Genomic DNA, 16,557 nt, shown 5'->3' with positions numbered 1-16,557 from the left:
CCATGCACATCGATCTGCACATCATCGCCGGACTGCCCGGCCAACCTGACGACACCGCCTCGGTCGCGGGCGACGTCCTCACGCACAATGGCACCGCCTATGACCTCTCGGCCGTGCCCGAGGGCGGCAGCGGCACCCTGGAGGGGGATCACCCCTTCGTGGGCCCGATCACGCGCGAGGGCGGCGTCCTGCGCCTCGGGCTGCGCCTGACCTACGACGCCGCGAGAGCGGAGGCGGATCAACCCGCGGACCCCGCGCACTGGCGGGTCGAGGTGACGGAGGGCCCGGTGCCCGACCGGGTGATCCGCAAGACCACAGAGGAGGAGGGGCCATGACCTTCACGCTCACGATTGAGACCGCCGAGGACAAGGCAGCAGCCGAGCAGGCGCGCCGCCGGGCGGGCGTCAATGCCGAGCGCGACCGCCGCTTGGCCGCCGGCTTTACCTTCGCCGGGCATGTCTTCCAGACCGACGAGGAATCGAAGCAGCGCATCGTCGGCGCGGCCACGATGGCGGGCTTCGCCATGGGGCAGGGCGCGGGCGCGGGCGATCTGCACTGGCATGAAGGCGCGGCGCCCTTCGCTTGGATCACCGCCGACAACGCGATCGCGCAGCTCGACGCCCCGTCGGTGTTCGCCCTGGGGCAGGCGGCCGCCGCGCATGAGCAGGCGCATATCTTCGCCGCCCGCGCGCTGAAGGATGCCCCGGGCGGGATCCCCGAAGACTTCGCCGACGACCGCCACTGGCCGTCGGGGCCGATGGGGTCTGCATCCCCCACGGACCCCGAGGCCCCGGCATGAGCGCCTGGACCGAAGCCGCGGCCTGGTATGTCCCCGTGGGCGGGCTGCGCTTCCGCGTGACCGCCCCGCTGCGCTGGCAGATCGGCCGCGAGGGCGGGCCCGCGGTGACCGTGCCGATCGGCTATGTCTTCGATGTCAGCGTCCCGCGCGGGCTGCGCTGGATCGTGCGGCCTGACGACCCCCGCTACCTCAAGGCGGCGGCGCTGCACGACTGGCTGCTCGATGATAACTGGCACCGGGTCACGGCCGGCGCGGTCTTCAACGAGGCGCTGGCCGCCGACGGCGTGGGCGGGCTGCGACGACTGGCGATGTGGCTCGCGGTCTCGCTCTGGAAGTGGCGGTGGGGCCCCCCATGAACGGCAATGACGTGCAGAAGCTCGAGATCCGCCTGCGCGAGCTCGAGCGGACCCGGGCGCGCGTCGACGAGTGCCTCGAGGTGCTGCCGGAGATCGCAGACCGCATCGGCCGGATCGAGCGCGCCTTCTTCGACGAGCCCGAGGGCGGGGGCGAGCGGTTGATCCTGCGCATCGTGCGGCTGGTCGAGACCGCCGAGCGCGGGGGCTGGGCCGGCAAGTGGATCATCCGCATCATCATGACGACGGCGGGCCTCGGCGCGGCAATCCTGACCATCCGGGGGTGGGTCCGATGACCCGCGATCCGCGCTGGAGCCGCTGGGACTGGGCCGGGCTTCTGGCGATCGCCGCCTTTGCGCTTTGGGTCTGCCTGCCCTCGAGCCTGTTCCTGCAGGTGATCAGCCAGAGCATCGCCCGGGACGAGGCCGGCGCCTGGATCATGACCGTGGTGCGCGAGACGCCCTTCGGCGCGGTCGAGGCGCGTTGGCACGGCGTGGTGCGGGTTGTCGGGCGCGAGGCCGGGCGGATCTGCATCAGCCCGCCCGGGGCGGCCGGCACCTATGCGCCGCAGGACAACGACCTGGTGCGCTACGAGGTGGGCGACTGGGCGGTGCCCTGCCTCGAGGCCGGGCCGCCGATCACGGTGAGCTACACCCGCCGGGTGCTGGCCTTCGGCATCCTGCCGCTGCGGCCCGTCACCTACAGCTTCACCATCGACCCCGAGACCGCACCGACCCTGACCGGCACCGCACCCTAGGGCCGACGGCCGACCCCCACCCGACACCGCTTCACCACCCCCGAGCCCCGCCGATCGCGCGGGGCTTTTTGCATGCGCGAAGGAGATCACATCATGCGCAAGATCACCGGCATCATCCTGCACTGCACGGCCACCAGGCCGGAGTTCATGGACGGCCAGACGACAGCGACGAAGGCCGACGAGATCCGGCGCTGGCATGTCGAGGGCAATGGCTGGTCCGACATCGGCTATCACTACCTGGTCGACCGCGACGGCACCGTCGCCACGGGGCGGCCGATCGACCGCACCGGCGCCCATGTCCGCGGCCACAACACCGGCACGATCGGCATCTCGCTCCTCGGCGGGCATGGCTCGGCCGAGACCGACGCCTTTGCCGAGCACTTTACCGACCGGCAGGATACGGCGCTGCGCACACTTCTCGCGGATCTGCAGGACCGCTTCGGCGCGGTGCCGATCACCGGCCACAACGACTATGCGGCCAAGGCCTGCCCGGGCTTCAATGTCGCCCGCTGGCTCGACAAGGGCCCGACCGCGGCGCCGGCGCCGGAAGCCGTCGACGCGGCGACCGAGGCGACGGTCTACCGCTGGCGCCTGGCCGAGATCCGCGACACCGCCGACCGCGCCCTGGCCGGCGCCTGATCCCCGACATCGCGACACCCGCGGCCCCGGCCGCCCGCCGCTGCGCGCCTGGCACAGCCCCATCCCCCGAAAGGACCACTCTCATGCCAAAGCTCATCACCCAAACCACCCGGCGGCCGACCCGCAAGGTCACCGCGGCCGGCGCCGGCGGCCTCGTCACCGCGCTCTGCGTGACGATCGTCGAACACTACGTGCCCGGCGCCGGCGACATCATCGGCCCCGAGATTGCCGCCGGGCTCACCGCCGCCGGTGCGACCATCGCCGGGTGGGTCACGAAGGAACGCGGGTAGGGCAGGGCGGCCGCGGCCGCCTCCCCTCCGAGATACCGGCGGACGCGGACCCGCGTCGGCCGACCCTGCTGCCGCCTCCATGGGCGGGGGCCGTGGTGCGGTAACACCACGAACCACGCAGCCACCGTCAAGACAACTGCGCCGACGTCCTTATCCCAGAATCGCCGCCCGACTCTCGCGAGAGCGGGCGGACTCCTATTCTGGAATCCCCCAACATGACAATGCACCACGTCCGACCGGCCGCGCCGGTCGCCCCCTGGATAGGCGGCAAGAGCAAGCTCGCCCGCACCATCATCGATCGCCTCGAGCAGATCCCGCACCGCACCTATATCGAGCCCTTCGTGGGCATGGGCGGCGTGTTCCTGCGCCGCCGGCAGCGGCCGCGGCTCGAGGTGGCGAATGATCTCAACGGCGAGATCGTCAACCTCTTCCGCATCCTGCAGGTGCACCTGCCGCAGCTGATGGATGTGATGCGCTTCCAGATCGCCTCGCGTCGCGAGTTCGATCGCCTGCGCGACATGGACCCCTCCGCACTGACCGACCTGCAGCGCGCCGCCCGCTTCCTCTACCTCCAGCGTCTGGCCTTCGGCGGGAAGATCGGCTGCGCCTTCGGGGTGGATCCGACCAGCGGGCCGCGCTTCCGCTTGGGTCAGTTGAAGCCCCTCCTCGAAGCCGCGCACGAGCGGTTGGACGGTGTCGTCTTCGAATGCCTGAACTGGTCCGACCTCATTCCCCGCTACGACAGCTCCGAGGCGCTGTTCTACCTCGACCCGCCCTATCACGGGGGCGAGGCGGACTACGGCAAGGGCATGTTCGACCGTGACGACTTCGCCCGCCTGGCGGACATCCTGCGCCAGCTGCGCGGCGCCTTCGTGCTCTCGATCAACGATACGCCGGAGATCCGCGAGATCTTCGCGGGCTTCCATATCGATGAGGTCCGGTTGAGCTACACCGTGGCCCGCGCGGCGGCGGGCGGCGGCAAGGCGCGCGAGCTGATCGTGTCAAATCGAGAGAAAAGGGCGGGGCTGTTGTAGGGGGCGCCGGTCAGGTGTGGCGACCGGGCAGTCGCTGCACCTTGCATCGTTGTCCTGGAAGGGCGGAAAGCCGACCTTCGCTGCGCCCTAGACGAACGGCAGAGATGGGCAGTTTGCGGACCTTCCGGATCAGTGCAGCATGACACCTAGGCCAGTAGAGATGAAAGGTCGCGGAAATCCGCTGAGGAATAAATGTGCGTCCGCTGCGGCGGCAAAGCGCCCCCACAATTCAATCCTTGTCGCGCCACCCACTCGGTGTTCGGAATTGCGTAGTCGAAGTTATCACTCTGAGTGCCGTCGAAACGGTCGTCCTCCAGACGGTGGACCGAGCTAGACGCCTTGCTGATTATCAGCGCTGAGTAAAACCATAAGCGCGGCAAGATGAGGGTGTTTCGATTTGAACATTCAGTTTCATTTCGCGGCCTTCGCGGTATATTCTCTAATATGGCGTGCTTCGATACGCGCTCAAATCGACGTCCAACGACCAGATGCAGACAGTCCGGGAAGGGTTTTGCGCAACAGTTCTTTCCCACTCCTTAACAATAGAATGGTCCGCCAAGCTCGTCCCCTCATTCGTTTTTTTCTCGGACTTGTTCCTCATCGCCGCTTCCGGAAACGCCATAAGCCATCGCAGGAACTCCTCTCTATCTGGAAAGTGGGTAGCTTTAAAAGGCACTTCGCCATTCAATGCCAATCTTACTTGCTCAGCTAGAGTTTCGGCAAATTCGCGCCTCCTCCCTCCAGTGCTTAAGCGCGAAATATGATTACCTGTCTCCCATATGGTGGCCATCGGCAGGAGGAAATGGTCTCCACGTTTGATCCTCCCCTCAAACTCATCAAGAATGGCCACTCGATCTTGATTTAAACCCGGAACGTTGAGGACATTCAGAAAGATCGACGTATCAATGAGAACAACTTCACTCATCTGTTTGACGCGCTTTGTTCAGCCAATCAAGGGCGGAAACCTTTCGGTCTTTACTTGTCTTCTTGAGCTTCGCATACCTGTCAAGCAGTCCAGAGGTCAAAAGCCCTCCGAGGGAATCCTGCGCGACGATCTCCGGGTATGACTCACTATCTGACAACCTCATAATCTTACTCGAACCGTCGTCGGTGCTCCTGTAGCAAAATAGAACATCCGGAATACTCTCATCCGGAAGTGCGTCTAGCAGAGCGGGATTGTGAGTCGACATTAGAACACGAAGCTGTCGTTCCTCAGCAATTCTTCGGATGCTTGTAAGGAGGTGCTTCGCTCGACTTGGGTGTACACCATTGTCGATTTCTTCGATAACTACCATCGTGCCAATCGGAGCTGACAGCAGGGCTGCGGCGATTGACAGAACACGCAAAGTTCCATCTGAGAGCAGGGAAGCATCATATCTCTTCAAATGGCCGCCAAAGCTTTCAGTGAGCGACACCATTACGCCGCCTCGCGGCTCTTTTATAAAGCTGATCCCGTCAATATTTTGCTCGGGAAGAGATTGTATTAGGCTCAGCAACTCGGGCGCGGCTTCGACCCCATCAAGCAGATCGGATAAGTCACTTATCTCAACTTCGTCCTTTGGTCGACCGCACAAATCAAAGAGCACCGCTGATAGGTTAGCCCCATCACCTCGCAGTTTCTCACCAGCAGGGAATGAGTAATTGCGCATTAGCTGTGGGTTGGGGTCTAGAAATAGAATATTTGACAGAAGCCCCTCTATAACTCGAGACGCCGAAGGAACCTCTTTTCGAGATTTTTTGTGGTTTGCTGATATCGAGGCGGGTGTCACCAATTGAGTAAATATTGGCATTTGATCAATGCAAATGATGTGAGGCTTTTTTCCACCCCTTGCAAAATTGTTGTAGGCAACGCCCACATCGGTACCGCGCCCTGTAGACGGTTGATCCAAGGTATAAAGCGGGACGCTCTCCCACGGGGAAGTCACAGATTCCGATAGGATATGAAGACCGTCCTCTCGCAATTCTATCTCGATATCCCAATCTTCCCAGCGAGCCCCTGAAAAAGAACAAGCGAAACCAAATTTGCTCGCGCCTTCATTTGGCAAGTTTCTGGCAGTACCCCTGACGACTTGCTCGCCGCTGTTTACGCTGTACTGAATGGCTGATAGGCGCTGCCCTTGCGCGAGCCAGGACATAAGCCTCAGCCCCTCAATGGCATTGCTCTTTCCAGACGCATTGGCGCCGATTAATACTGTGAGGGGTGCTAGAGGAAGATTACTCTCCCTATAGCTTTTGAAAGATTTTAGGCTGAATGATAGCAGCATATCGGTTTCCAGTATTTTTTACTGAGTGAAGCGATCAGATTGCTGCTAGGCAACGCTCGCCAACACGTAACTGATTGATATCATGCACCATACCCACTAGCAACGATGCAGCTCGCATGAGGAGGCAGTCTACGAAGTTAGTTGACGTAAATGCTTGTGTAGTTTGAGCATTGTCGCGGCTCGTTCAGCCTGTTTGTGCGCACTCGCTCACCCCACCTTCGGCACATCGCTAGCGCTTGTCATGGGCCTAAGCTATTGGGCACTGCTTCAGGTGAATGCTGAAACACGACCGATTTTGGCATCGCCTTGGCTCGTGGCGACGCGGCGCCCCTCTCTCCCCTGCGCGCACTTTCCGGCACCCGCTCCCGGGTCGAAGGTTCGCTTCGTTCTGCAGTGCACAGCGTGGCCAAGGTCAAGTTCGGGCTGGGAGCGGTCATCCGCTGCTCCTGGTGCGAAGGTCCGGTGTGGGCCGGGAGCAGCCTAGTTCGTGAATGGCGGACAGCGGCCGTTCGCTGCGCATATCTCGAACGGCAGCAATGCCGAACGAAGCGGCCGCTATGATGCAGGCCGCCTATCCTAGATAGACGAGTTCCTTCACGTCGAACCGATCATTCGGGACGATCTTGTGTAGCCCTTCTGCATAGCGCGCGCGTATCCATGTGCCGTTAGATCGGTAGGTCCAGAAGACGTTGCGATACTCGCGATGCTGAACGCGGATTTTCTCCACGTTCCGGTCTGACTGTAGACGTCCCGTTTCGCCGTCATCCTTGATCTCGATTAGCGCGATAGAGTCGGGCGTTGTACGCCCGCTGACCCCTACAACGAAGTCAGGGAAAAACCGGTGCCCAGACGGAAGTATCAAGCGAGTTGCCCACGTTTCATTCTCTGGGTTTCGCATCCACCACTTCACCGTCCCTGTCTTATCGGCGTCCAAGAACGCCGCGAAGTCTTGTTCTTCCTTGTTCAGACGATGCGGGAACACTCCGTATGCGGACTTCCCGGCTTCACTCAGCCCGTCCGGCCCGAAGTACTGTTCTGGTACGGGTTCGCTGGCATCGGTGCGCACATTGCGGGCCTGTACCGTCTTGATCGCTTCTTTCAACTTCTCGGGTTCCGTCATCCCGGCAAGTTCAATGGCGCGGCGCAGGTCATGTTCCTCCGCTTCAATGCCTCTGTCATCCACGATGCCGCGCAGCTCCTCCACCAGCGCGCGCTTCAGGAGACGCGGGTCGATGGCGTCATTAAAGTTGAAGGCGAGTTGCGCCTTCTCAGCCACCCGCGCATTGGACAGCCGCAAACGTAGGTCCACCGTTTCCTGAAACTCCGCAGCGAACAGGTCGCGCAAGTTGAGATGCGCCTTTGTCAGCTTGCGTTGCAGCAGACCTAGCATATCAGCAGAGCGGCAAAAATCTCTGGCGATGTCGTGCACCAGCTCGTTCAGCTTCATGGGGTCCGGTGGCAGTTCCCGGACCAGTGCTCTGGGCAAATCCAGGTCCTTGCGCAGCGGATAGGGGCGGAAGTTCAGCTTGCTTGGCGCCTTGCCCGTCTCGGTCTTCTTGCTTTCCGGCAGATCGCCAAAGAGCGGCGTATCGCTCATGCTCTGCCAGGTCTCGCCCGCGACAATGGCGCGGTCCTTTTCCGTGTCGGGCATGTTCTGCACATCGGCCCGCACCACGCCTTGCTCGATCAGGTGCGTCAGGCGCTCTTGACGTTCAGTCTCGTTTTCGGGCGGCTTCGGAGTGAAAGGTGGCTTGGGTGCATCCGACGCGACGGCTTGCCTCTCGGCATTGCCAAACTCGTACAGGTCGAGATTGTCCGTAATAAGTTCGATGCTTTCGCGCACCGCTTTCAACTCATCCACCGCCGCTTGAAGGCCCGCCTGCATAGCCGGATCCGTTAGCAGCACATAGCCGCTGTCCAGCAGATCGTCTTGCCCGTGGATAGGCCGCACGGACGGATGCACGCGCATGATGCGCCCAACGATCTGCATACCGAAGTCGCGGCCCCGGTTCGGGCGCACGGACACCAGCGTCCATGCGCGGGGCGCGTCGAAGCCCGTGGCCACGGCCACTTTGAAGATCAACACATGGGTGTCGGGGTCATAGGCCAAGGAGTGAAAATCTGGGTCAGGCTGGCCGGACGTGTGCGTGGCGATAGCGGCATCATCAACGCCGATCTCTACCAACTTATCCCGCACCCGCTTAACCGGGTCTTCCCCACCCTTGGCTTGGTCTTCCACCTGCACCAGCATCAGGGGCGATACGGCCAACCCGTGTTCCTTAAGCCGTTCGCGTACACGGCAATGCTGCGTCCACCCGGCCTGTAGTGTGGCCTGTTCGTGGTCGATCAGGTCGCGGTCACCTTCGCGGAAGCGGATCACCCCGAGCTTGAGGCCCACCTTGTTCAATCCGGCTTCGACAACCTCGGCACGGGGCACGACAACGCGGCTGGCCACTTCGATCCCGGCGGTGCGCTCGAAGGCTTCCAGCTTCTCGTCGCTTGGCGTGGCGGTGGCGAGGATCGTGAAATCCGGTTGGATGTGGTCAAGGTAGAACCCCGCCGCGACCTTGGCGGACGCCCCGAAGTTCAGATGCGCCTCGTCGATCACGACGCCAACGAAGAACCCTGCATCCCGCCAAGACGCAATCAGATCATCGAAGGACAACGCCGCCTCGGACGTGCGGCGGACTTTTCGGGCGTCCTTGTTGCTGGCCGCGACCGTCGCCCACGTCTGGATGAACACATCGCCGTCGCGGGTGCCCTTGGGTTCCCGGTCCTTGGCCACATCACGGACGCGTAGACCGCCGCATTGTGCCACCAGCGCCTTGCGCGTTTGCGTCACCAGCCCGGAATAGGGCGCGAACCACAGCCACACAACGGGGCGGCTTAGCGCGCCGCGCAGCTCTTCCAGCACCCGCCCCAACACTAGCGTCTTGCCCGATCCCGTGGGGCTTTGCAGCAGCGTCACGCCGCTTTTCAGAGCGATGGCCTGCCGGTGCGCCGGGTCGCGGTCGTGCAGTTCGGCCACCTTGCGGATCACCCGCGAAAGGCCATCCACAGCGCGGGTCTGATAGGCGGCAAGGGACAAGCGCTCGGTCATTGCTGGAACCGCTTCACCAGCGTGTCGCGGACGGGTCGAATGTCAACATGGGTGCCGTCGAGACGCTCCACGATCTGGCCCGGTGCCCACGCATAAACGAACAGGTTCTGCCGGTCGCGGCCTTGCAGCCACTCCAGCAAGCCGGGGTCGAAACGGTCCACCAGCACCAGCGCGGTGGTCTCGCCTTCATGCAGGTTCCATGGCGCATTGCCGTCATAGAGGGTCAGCGGCAGGTCGTGCATAGCTTCCAGGGCGGCCCAGGCGTCGGCGGGTTGAAGGTCATAGTCGAGGTCTTCAAAGGCGATCTCGTGGGTGCGCAGATATGCGAATCCCTCGGCAAGGTTGGCGTATTTCTTATCGTCGCTGGCGTTGAGCAGGCGGATGCGCTCGGCGGTGACGTCCCGGCACAGGTTTTTGTCGGGGGCGTCATCCGTCGCCTCAGTGGACGACACCATGATGAAGCGGCGGCTTCCCCCGTCTTCGGCATTGAGTTCCATAACCGCTTGAGCCGTGGTGGCCGACCCGGCGAAGAAGTCCAGAACCAGATCACCAGGGCCGGAGGACTGGCGGACAAGTTCGCGGATCAGCGAAACAGGCTTTGGGTAGTCGAATGTGCTTTCGCCAAACAATGCACGGACTTCGCGCGTTCCTTCTGTGGTCTTCCCGACTTCAACAGAAAGGCTTTCTTCGGTGGTTATACCATCTAGCAAGCTGGAAATGGGATTAACTTCATCGTCGCAGCGGTCTTTGAGAAACTTCTTTATGCGAACACTTCCAAGACCAATCTTTCTCCCAACCCAATCCTCTATGTTTGGAAGATCTACCCGTGCAAACTTGTGCGCAGTTTTGTCACGGAAAGCTGACATCAGCTCGTCAAGCGTATCATATTGCACATATTGGCCACGCTTCTTGAATACCAAAAGGTTATCTTCTAGAAGGTCCTCCCAAGGACTTTCGGTCAACCCACTGTCGCCACGTTGCCCCACTGACCACACGCGGTTTGGATTGGGGGGATAGTCAATACCTGTCTCGGGATCAGTGATGAAATAGACAGCGTTCTTTCTTTGCCGATATGTCTTGGGTTGTTGGAGCGGATCGTCCGTCCATGGCCCTCTCGGATCATTGTCTGGATTGCTGTAGTCACTCCGGTTCTTGTCAGTACCGTGAAACTCGAATGCGGGTTTACCATACACCAAAACAAAGTCGTGGTCTCGGCTGAAGTTCCCGCTGTCATAACCGCCCTTGCGAGTGCGCCACACAAAAGTTCCCAAACGCATCCCTGGAAGTACTTCACTCAACATCATTTCGAGAAATGCCCGCTGCTCGTCATTGATCGACACCAGCAGCACCCCGTCCTCGGCCAGCAAGTCGCGGGCCAGCGTCAAGCGACGATAGAGAAACTCAAGCCATGTGGACTGGCGGAACCGATCCTCCTTGTCCATGTAGCTGTCGTTATAGACCCAATCCTTGTTGCCGGTATTGTAGGGCGGATCAATGTAGATGCACTTCACCCGCCCTGCGTGGGTCATGCGCAGCCAGCGCAGCGCGTCGAAGTTGTCGCCCTCGATCACCAGATTGTCCCAAGGCGCGGGCTTATCCGACAGCGCCTCGTCGATCCGGCAGGCGATGAAGTTGGCATCCACCGCCGCGTCAGCCTCGATCTCGTCGCGCTCCCACACCAGCCCAAGCTTCTTGGTCCGGTCGCGCTTCTCTAGAAGCTCGACAAGTTGCGCGTGGGTGAGGTCGTCATATTTTCCGGCCATGTGCGATGCTCTGCCCTTGTCCTTGTTTTACGTCACTTTATCGGTCCAAACTGGTGAACGGAAGTCGCGGCGTTCGTGGTAGGCAACGGAAAACAGATAGAGATGCCCCACGCCTTCCTGCTCGTTTGCCCGGCATTGGAACGCCTACACCCCGACCATGGCCGCTTTTAAGGATGGTCCACGTAGGTTTCGCCGCTGTGCCGCAAGTCCGATTATCGCGGGCGGTTCCACCAGACACGTCGAGCACGGTGCGGTCGCGACCGACCGGTAAGGGCTGGGGCCGGCCATCCGCTGCGCCTGGCACGAAGGTCGGCTGAGGGCCGGGAGCGCGACGGGCGACGTGTTCAGCTGCCGGGTTGGCCTCTCCTCATCGCCGCAAGTCCGCTTCGTGCCCATGCCCATGCGGCGTCAGTCGAGCAGGTCAGAGCGATCATAGCTCCCTTTTGGCGACCGTTCACATGTCGCGAAAAGTTCTTGTTATGTCCATGTGAGCGAAATGCATCCAAGGGGTTGATCTGGCTTAAGGTCGAGCCGATTCAAAATCCCCCGCCGCAAGGCGTGCCGGTTCGAGTCCGGCCACGGGTACCACGTTGGTATTGTTGGGCGCCCCGCAGTTCCGCGGGGCGGGGTGAAGGGGTGGAACGCTGACGAGCCCACACCCGCAGCCCACTTTCCCCATTCACCCCTTCTTCTTTCTACTCCATCATTTCCGGTGTCCCGGGGCTGCCCACAACAGGGCCAGACGGTTCGCCCGGGTCCGGTAATAGACCACGGTCTCGACGCTCTGTTTGGTCACGGCTTGGATCTCGGCTTCTGAACAGCCGGCTTCGGCCAGCCGAATGATGGTGAGCTTGCGTAGCCCGTGCAGGGAATAGGGCTTGGCCTCCGGGCCCAGAGTTGCCCGCCATGCGCGGAAAGCTTTCTCGCAAGCGCTGTAACCGATCGGCTGCGTCAAATTCTTCGCCAGCACGTAGGCCCCGCGCTTCGGCAAGTCGTCCAGGTAGGTGCGTAGATCGTGCGGACGGTGCGTGGTGATGCGCTCGCCGGCTTTCTCATCTAGCACCTTCATGCGGTCGCCTGCGAAGTCGTCCCACGACATTTCGACCGCGGCGCCGGGGCGCAGGCCGGTGCCGAGGATAAGCTCCGCGATGCTGCGCATGGTTTCAGGGCGTCACGATCAACGTGGGCACCATCCATTTCGGCCAGGGCTCGCATGGGCTCCGCACCTCTTCGAGGTCGATCCCGAGGGCCGGGGTGTCGGCCCGGGGCCAGTTCGCATTGAGCTTGCCGTAGTTCCGGAGGAGAGACACGATCTGGATGCGCCAATCGGCTTTGCGCGGCGTATCTGCAAGGAACGCGTGAACCGTGCGCAGCCCCTGGCGGGTGGTCTTTCGAACGTCCTTCCCGGCGTTCTTCTCTAAAAGGGTGTCTATCTGGCGCCGGTAGCTGCGCTTTGTTCAGTCGGCCAGAGACCTTTGACCCTTGGATCGGAACGCCACGCGACCGCCAGTTCACGCCGGGTGTATTTGGCGGGGACTATGCTGACCGACGCGGCATTCCCAATAGAGTGCGCCCAGACGCCGGGGGCAGCCGCAGCGCCGCCGTCGTCAATGAGCACGAGCAACAGTATTTCGAAGAGGGGCCGATGCAGACTGTCCTTAGGGCGCGGCACACGCACCGGCGTGATTTCAAGGAGCCTTCAAGATCCGGGAAAGTGGCACGAAGCGCAGGCGAAAGCGGTCAGCAAGAGGCAGATGCACGACCTGAAGCAGCGGCACCGGCGCAGCGTGATTGGCTGGATGTGGGCCGACGGAAAGATCACCGACGGGAAGCACTCCGCCGCGCTGGATTATTGCCAGCGCTACGCAGCCTATGCCGCGCTCAACGGCCTACCTCGCCCGATGCCGCAAGGGCCAAGCTACGGCGTTGTCCGGGGTGGATCGAGGCTAGAGCGCATCCGTGCAGCCATTGCCGTCAAGGAAGAGCATATGTGCGACCAGCACATTCTCCTGAGCTGCACCGCAGGGGTTCTATGGGCAATCAAGCGCGCCTGCGTCACAGACGAAGCCGCGGCGCTTCACCAGATCAGGGAGGGCTTGGCAGCGTTTGTGAACGCAGGTCGATAGAACGCTGAAATCGGTAGCGCAGGAATGCGCTCTCTGCGAAAGCGGCTCTACCGCAAGCGCCCGGGGCAGAGATGCCGCCGGGCGTTTCCTTTACTGCACTGCGAAGTTGACGATGATCATGACGATGATCGCGAGAGACAGGGCTATCGAGACCCAGGCTTGCCGGTTGGTCATTGTTACCTCCTGTATTCGTCCCAAGGCTTGAGCCCCTGTGCAACGGCGGACATGGCTGGGGCGGTGTATCGGGGCAGGGGGACATCTTCTCCCTTCTTCGCCGCGGCCACGTAACGAGCCGCTGCATTTCTTCCGAGGCCTAGCGCCTCTTCCACCTCACGGGCCTTCCGAAACCCGCAAGACCCCATCCAGTCGAGAAACTCTTGAGCCGTCATTGCACGTGCCTTACCTTGGAGGGGTAGCCGGCCCCGGCGTCAACCGGGACCGGCCACCTTTAGATCACCAGTGATGCCAGACGTTTGCCGCGAGTAGCATCAGGCTAATGATCTGAAGGGCGATAGCGCGGTGTTGAACCTCCATCGCGGTCCCCCTTGCGCGGGGCGTGACCATCTCGCCCCCTCAGCACATTGATACTATGTACTAAATGGTGCATCGTGTTCACTCTTGTATCGCTATTTGGTGGCGCTCTCATGATAGTTGCGCCAATTGGTACACTCCACACTCCACCGCATTTTACCCCGGCACCGCCCCGGTCAGCATCGACCAGCGCCGAGCGTCAACGGGCCGCGCAGGGGGGCGTCATTCGCAAGGCATGATGGTCGGGTGTCCCGTCCCCTAACTGATGCCCATCCTCGACGCCGGGATCCGCCACGAGGTCAACCTGCGCCGCTACAGCAACGGCGTCGTCCGCCGGATCATCTGCCTCCTGAACCAAACTGATCGTGACCTTGTAGACAGGATCCGCGCCCTCGACCCTGATGACCCCTGACCGGGAAGCGGCTGGAACGCCTGCTGGACGAGCTAGGGCGCATCAACCGGGACGCCTACGAGATAGTCAGCAAGGAACTGACGAAAGAACTGGCTGCGCTGGCCGACTACGAGGCCGGGTTTCAGGTGCGGGCGATCCAGTCGGCGCTGCCGATTGAGATGTCCGTGGTGCAGCCGACGGCGCAGCAGGTCTACGCCGCCACGATGGCGAGGCCCTTTCAGGGGCGCTTCCTGCGCGAGTGGATGGCAGGTCTTGAGGACAGCGTCGCCACGAAGGTCCGGGACGCGATCCGCATCGGCTTTGTCGAAGGCGAGACCATCGACCAGATCGTGCGGCGGGTCCGGGGCACGAAGGCTCGGCAGTTCAAGGACGGGGCGCTGGAGATCAGCCGCCGGAACGCGGAGAGCATCGTTTGCACCGCGGTCACTCACACGGCGAACGTGGCCCGGCAGGAGACCTACCAGGCAAACGGCGACATCGTGGGCAAGGTCCAGTGGGTCGCCACCCTCGACGGCCGCACGACACTGATCTGCGCCAGCCGGGACGGCCAGACCTTCCCGGTGGACAGCGGCCCGCGCCCGCCCGCGCACATCAATTGCCGGTCCACGACGGTGCCGGTCACGAAGAGCTGGCGCGAACTGGGGTTCGACATCGACGAGCTGGAGCCCGCGACGCGCGCCAGCATGAATGGCCAGGTGCCAGCGTCGCAGACCTACGGCGAATGGCTGAGGAAGCAGCCGGCCGAGTTCCAGGACGAGGTTCTAGGGCGGGGCAAAGGGGCGCTTTTCCGCACCGGTGGCCTGAAGGTGGAGCGGTTCGTCGACACAAAGGGTGACGCGTATATTCTGGACGCCCTTCGGGAACGGGAACCTGCAGCTTTTCGGCGCTCAGGCCTCGGCGCTGCCATCCAAGCTCCGCCGGGCAGCCCGAAGGACGCGATCGCACGCTTTCTCAAGGACGAGCCCGCGCAGACTGAGCTTCTGACGCAGGTCATGGGCGATCTAACCGGCCACCGCAGGGTAGTGACCCAGGCGATCAAGCAGGAGGGATGGAAAGCGGACGTGAACCCGCTTTTGGGGATCCGCCACTATACCGGCAGTTCATACGCCGGACTGAATGCGAGGGCGCGGGAGGGGCTCTCCACCCTCGACGACAGAAAAGTCAGCGCGCTGATCGTTCAGGGCATCGACCAGCTACCGGCCAACCGCGCTACCATATGGCGCGCCCCGCACAAGACAAAGGCAGCCGCGGATGGTCTCTGGGACGCTGCAGTCGAGGGTGAAGATCTCGACTTGGGGAACCAGTTGCAGAGCTTCTCGACCAGCGACAGGTTCGTCGTTCAATGGGCTATGAGGTCTGACGTTCTGGTCAGAGTAGAAGAGCCGCGGTCGGGTGCTTATGTCGAGACTATCACCCAGAACCCCGGCGAGTTTGAGGTTCTTCTGAAGCCCGGCTTGCGGTATAGGGTGAAGTCGAAGGGCTCCCGGATGTTAGACGGCCGGTCCTTCAGGGTGATCGATCTGGAGATCGTCGAAGATGGCTGAGGCCGAAGCGAAGCGGTTGTCGGACTACACGGTGGCGGGGCTCTTCGCGGCCGGCAGCCGGTTTTCGGACTGGAGCCCGTCCGATGCCGTCGACGAATATCTTCGCCTGCACCCGGAAGCTGATCGTGAAGCCATTGCCGAAGAGCTGCGCCGGGAGATCGAGGCCGCGGGTGGCTGAGGACGACACCCCTCAACGCTTTCGCGTCATCCCCGGCGGCCCGGCCGGCGACGAGAAGCCAAAGCCGAAGCCATACCGCACCCGCAAGCGCGGGGCCGCCCAGTTGCTGACCTGCTGGCAGTGCGAACTGGACACCGGCGTTTCCGGCGCCACGACGATGGAAGTAAAGCAGGGCCGCATGGTCCGTGATGGCAAGCCCGAGGGCGGCTCACGCGCCATCATCTGCGTCGACTGCCTCGCGATGGGTAAGGTCACGCACCTTTTAGGCTGACACCATCAACCTGAGCGCCACCGCGCCCCGCGGTTCAGCCTCTCCCGGCTGGAGTCGATTCTCGAATCCGAGCACGAGTGGCTGGATGGTGCCGCCTGCGAACGCCCGGGCTGGTCCGATCTCATCGCCCCGCTACGACAGCCCCAAGGCCCTGTTCCACCTCGATCCGCCCTATCACGGGGGCGAGGCGGACTACGGCAGGGGCATGTTCGCCCCTAGCAATTTCGTCCGCATGGCGGATCTTCTGCGCCAGCTGCGCGGCGCCTTCGTGCTCTCCATCAACGAAACGCCGGAGATCCGCGAGATCTTCGCGGGCTTCCATATCGATGAGGTGCGGCTGAGCTATACCGTGGCCGGCGCAGCCGCGGGCAGCGGCAAGGCGCGAAAGCTGATCGTGTCAAAACGGAAGGAGCGGGCGGGGCTGTTGTAGGGAGGGCAGGGCAGGTGCGGCGACCAGGCGGTCGCTGCACCTTGCACCCTTGTCCTGGAAGGGCGG

18 protein-coding genes are annotated in these 16,557 nt (G+C 62.5%); 13 read left to right on the top strand and 5 right to left on the bottom strand.

Annotated elements, in window-relative coordinates; genetic code table 11:
* The first annotated feature begins 2 nt into the window (after window positions 1-2).
* The 8 genes from EKE94_RS03155 (at window position 3) to EKE94_RS03120 (ending at window position 3,872) form a co-directional block, all read left to right on the top strand.
* Window positions 3-335, top strand: a complete 333-nt coding sequence (locus tag EKE94_RS03155) for a hypothetical protein (RefSeq protein WP_127905136.1) — start codon at window positions 3-5, stop codon at window positions 333-335.
* Complete coding sequence (locus tag EKE94_RS03150) at window positions 332-799, top strand: DUF4376 domain-containing protein (RefSeq protein ID WP_127905135.1); 468 nt, start codon at window positions 332-334, stop codon at window positions 797-799. The genes EKE94_RS03155 and EKE94_RS03150 overlap by 4 nt, the downstream gene beginning before the upstream one ends.
* A complete protein-coding gene (locus tag EKE94_RS03145) occupies window positions 796-1,155 on the top strand; it encodes a DUF1353 domain-containing protein (RefSeq protein ID WP_127905134.1) in 360 nt (119 codons plus the stop codon). The genes EKE94_RS03150 and EKE94_RS03145 overlap by 4 nt, the downstream gene beginning before the upstream one ends.
* On the top strand, window positions 1,152-1,448 hold the full coding sequence (locus EKE94_RS03140; protein WP_127905133.1) for a hypothetical protein: 297 nt from the start codon (window positions 1,152-1,154) through the stop codon (window positions 1,446-1,448). Before EKE94_RS03145 ends, EKE94_RS03140 begins: the two co-directional genes overlap by 4 nt.
* A complete protein-coding gene (locus EKE94_RS03135) occupies window positions 1,445-1,909 on the top strand; it encodes a hypothetical protein (RefSeq protein WP_127905132.1) in 465 nt (154 codons plus the stop codon). The genes EKE94_RS03140 and EKE94_RS03135 overlap by 4 nt, the downstream gene beginning before the upstream one ends.
* 93 nt (window positions 1,910-2,002) lie before the next feature.
* Window positions 2,003-2,548 (top strand): N-acetylmuramoyl-L-alanine amidase, encoded by a 546-nt coding sequence (locus tag EKE94_RS03130; protein WP_127905131.1) that lies wholly within the window; start codon window positions 2,003-2,005, stop codon window positions 2,546-2,548.
* Between the two features lie 83 nt (window positions 2,549-2,631).
* Window positions 2,632-2,838 (top strand): hypothetical protein, encoded by a 207-nt coding sequence (locus tag EKE94_RS03125; protein WP_127905130.1) that lies wholly within the window; start codon window positions 2,632-2,634, stop codon window positions 2,836-2,838.
* Window positions 2,839-3,059: 221 nt separating this feature from the next.
* Window positions 3,060-3,872, top strand: a complete 813-nt coding sequence (locus tag EKE94_RS03120; RefSeq protein ID WP_127905453.1) for a DNA adenine methylase — start codon at window positions 3,060-3,062, stop codon at window positions 3,870-3,872.
* A gap of 439 nt (window positions 3,873-4,311) precedes the next feature.
* Here EKE94_RS03120 and EKE94_RS03115 read toward each other — a convergent pair whose 3' ends face one another.
* The 5 genes from EKE94_RS03115 to EKE94_RS03095 all read right to left on the bottom strand — a co-directional run bounded on the left by EKE94_RS03115 (window position 4,312) and on the right by EKE94_RS03095 (window position 12,158).
* The gene (locus EKE94_RS03115; RefSeq protein ID WP_127905129.1) at window positions 4,312-4,797 is read right to left on the bottom strand and encodes a type II toxin-antitoxin system VapC family toxin; all 486 of its coding nucleotides are present in this window, start codon (window positions 4,795-4,797) and stop codon (window positions 4,312-4,314) included.
* Window positions 4,790-6,136 (bottom strand): AAA family ATPase, encoded by a 1,347-nt coding sequence (locus EKE94_RS03110; protein ID WP_127905128.1) that lies wholly within the window; start codon window positions 6,134-6,136, stop codon window positions 4,790-4,792. Before EKE94_RS03110 ends, EKE94_RS03115 begins: the two co-directional genes overlap by 8 nt.
* A gap of 571 nt (window positions 6,137-6,707) precedes the next feature.
* Complete coding sequence (locus EKE94_RS03105) at window positions 6,708-9,236, bottom strand: DEAD/DEAH box helicase (protein ID WP_127905127.1); 2,529 nt, start codon at window positions 9,234-9,236, stop codon at window positions 6,708-6,710.
* Window positions 9,233-10,999, bottom strand: coding sequence for a site-specific DNA-methyltransferase (locus tag EKE94_RS03100; RefSeq protein ID WP_127905126.1), 1,767 nt, complete (start codon window positions 10,997-10,999; stop codon window positions 9,233-9,235). Before EKE94_RS03100 ends, EKE94_RS03105 begins: the two co-directional genes overlap by 4 nt.
* Before the next feature lie 703 nt (window positions 11,000-11,702).
* Complete coding sequence (locus EKE94_RS03095) at window positions 11,703-12,158, bottom strand: tyrosine-type recombinase/integrase (protein WP_127905125.1); 456 nt, start codon at window positions 12,156-12,158, stop codon at window positions 11,703-11,705.
* Between the two features lie 595 nt (window positions 12,159-12,753).
* Here EKE94_RS03095 and EKE94_RS03090 point away from each other — a divergent pair.
* The 5 genes from EKE94_RS03090 (at window position 12,754) to EKE94_RS03070 (ending at window position 16,491) form a co-directional block, all read left to right on the top strand.
* Entirely contained in the window at window positions 12,754-13,125 is a 372-nt protein-coding gene (locus tag EKE94_RS03090; RefSeq protein WP_127905124.1) for a hypothetical protein, read from the top strand.
* Between the two features lie 1,068 nt (window positions 13,126-14,193).
* Complete coding sequence (locus tag EKE94_RS03085; protein ID WP_206615001.1) at window positions 14,194-15,612, top strand: minor capsid protein; 1,419 nt, start codon at window positions 14,194-14,196, stop codon at window positions 15,610-15,612.
* Window positions 15,605-15,790: a hypothetical protein gene (locus EKE94_RS03080; RefSeq protein WP_127905123.1), complete on the top strand. Its 186-nt coding sequence runs from the start codon at window positions 15,605-15,607 to the stop codon at window positions 15,788-15,790. Before EKE94_RS03085 ends, EKE94_RS03080 begins: the two co-directional genes overlap by 8 nt.
* Entirely contained in the window at window positions 15,783-16,061 is a 279-nt protein-coding gene (locus tag EKE94_RS03075; protein ID WP_127905122.1) for a hypothetical protein, read from the top strand. The genes EKE94_RS03080 and EKE94_RS03075 overlap by 8 nt, the downstream gene beginning before the upstream one ends.
* An 85-nt stretch (window positions 16,062-16,146) precedes the next feature.
* The gene (locus EKE94_RS03070; RefSeq protein ID WP_127905121.1) at window positions 16,147-16,491 is read left to right on the top strand and encodes a hypothetical protein; all 345 of its coding nucleotides are present in this window, start codon (window positions 16,147-16,149) and stop codon (window positions 16,489-16,491) included.
* The last annotated feature ends 66 nt before the right edge of the window (window positions 16,492-16,557 follow it).

This window comes from Mesobaculum littorinae, from assembly GCF_004011175.1.
In the GTDB taxonomy this organism is placed as follows: Bacteria; Pseudomonadota; Alphaproteobacteria; order Rhodobacterales; family Rhodobacteraceae; genus Tranquillimonas; species Tranquillimonas littorinae.
Note: the sequence above shows the minus strand (reverse complement) of the source record. Positions and strands in the feature narration are given on the sequence as shown.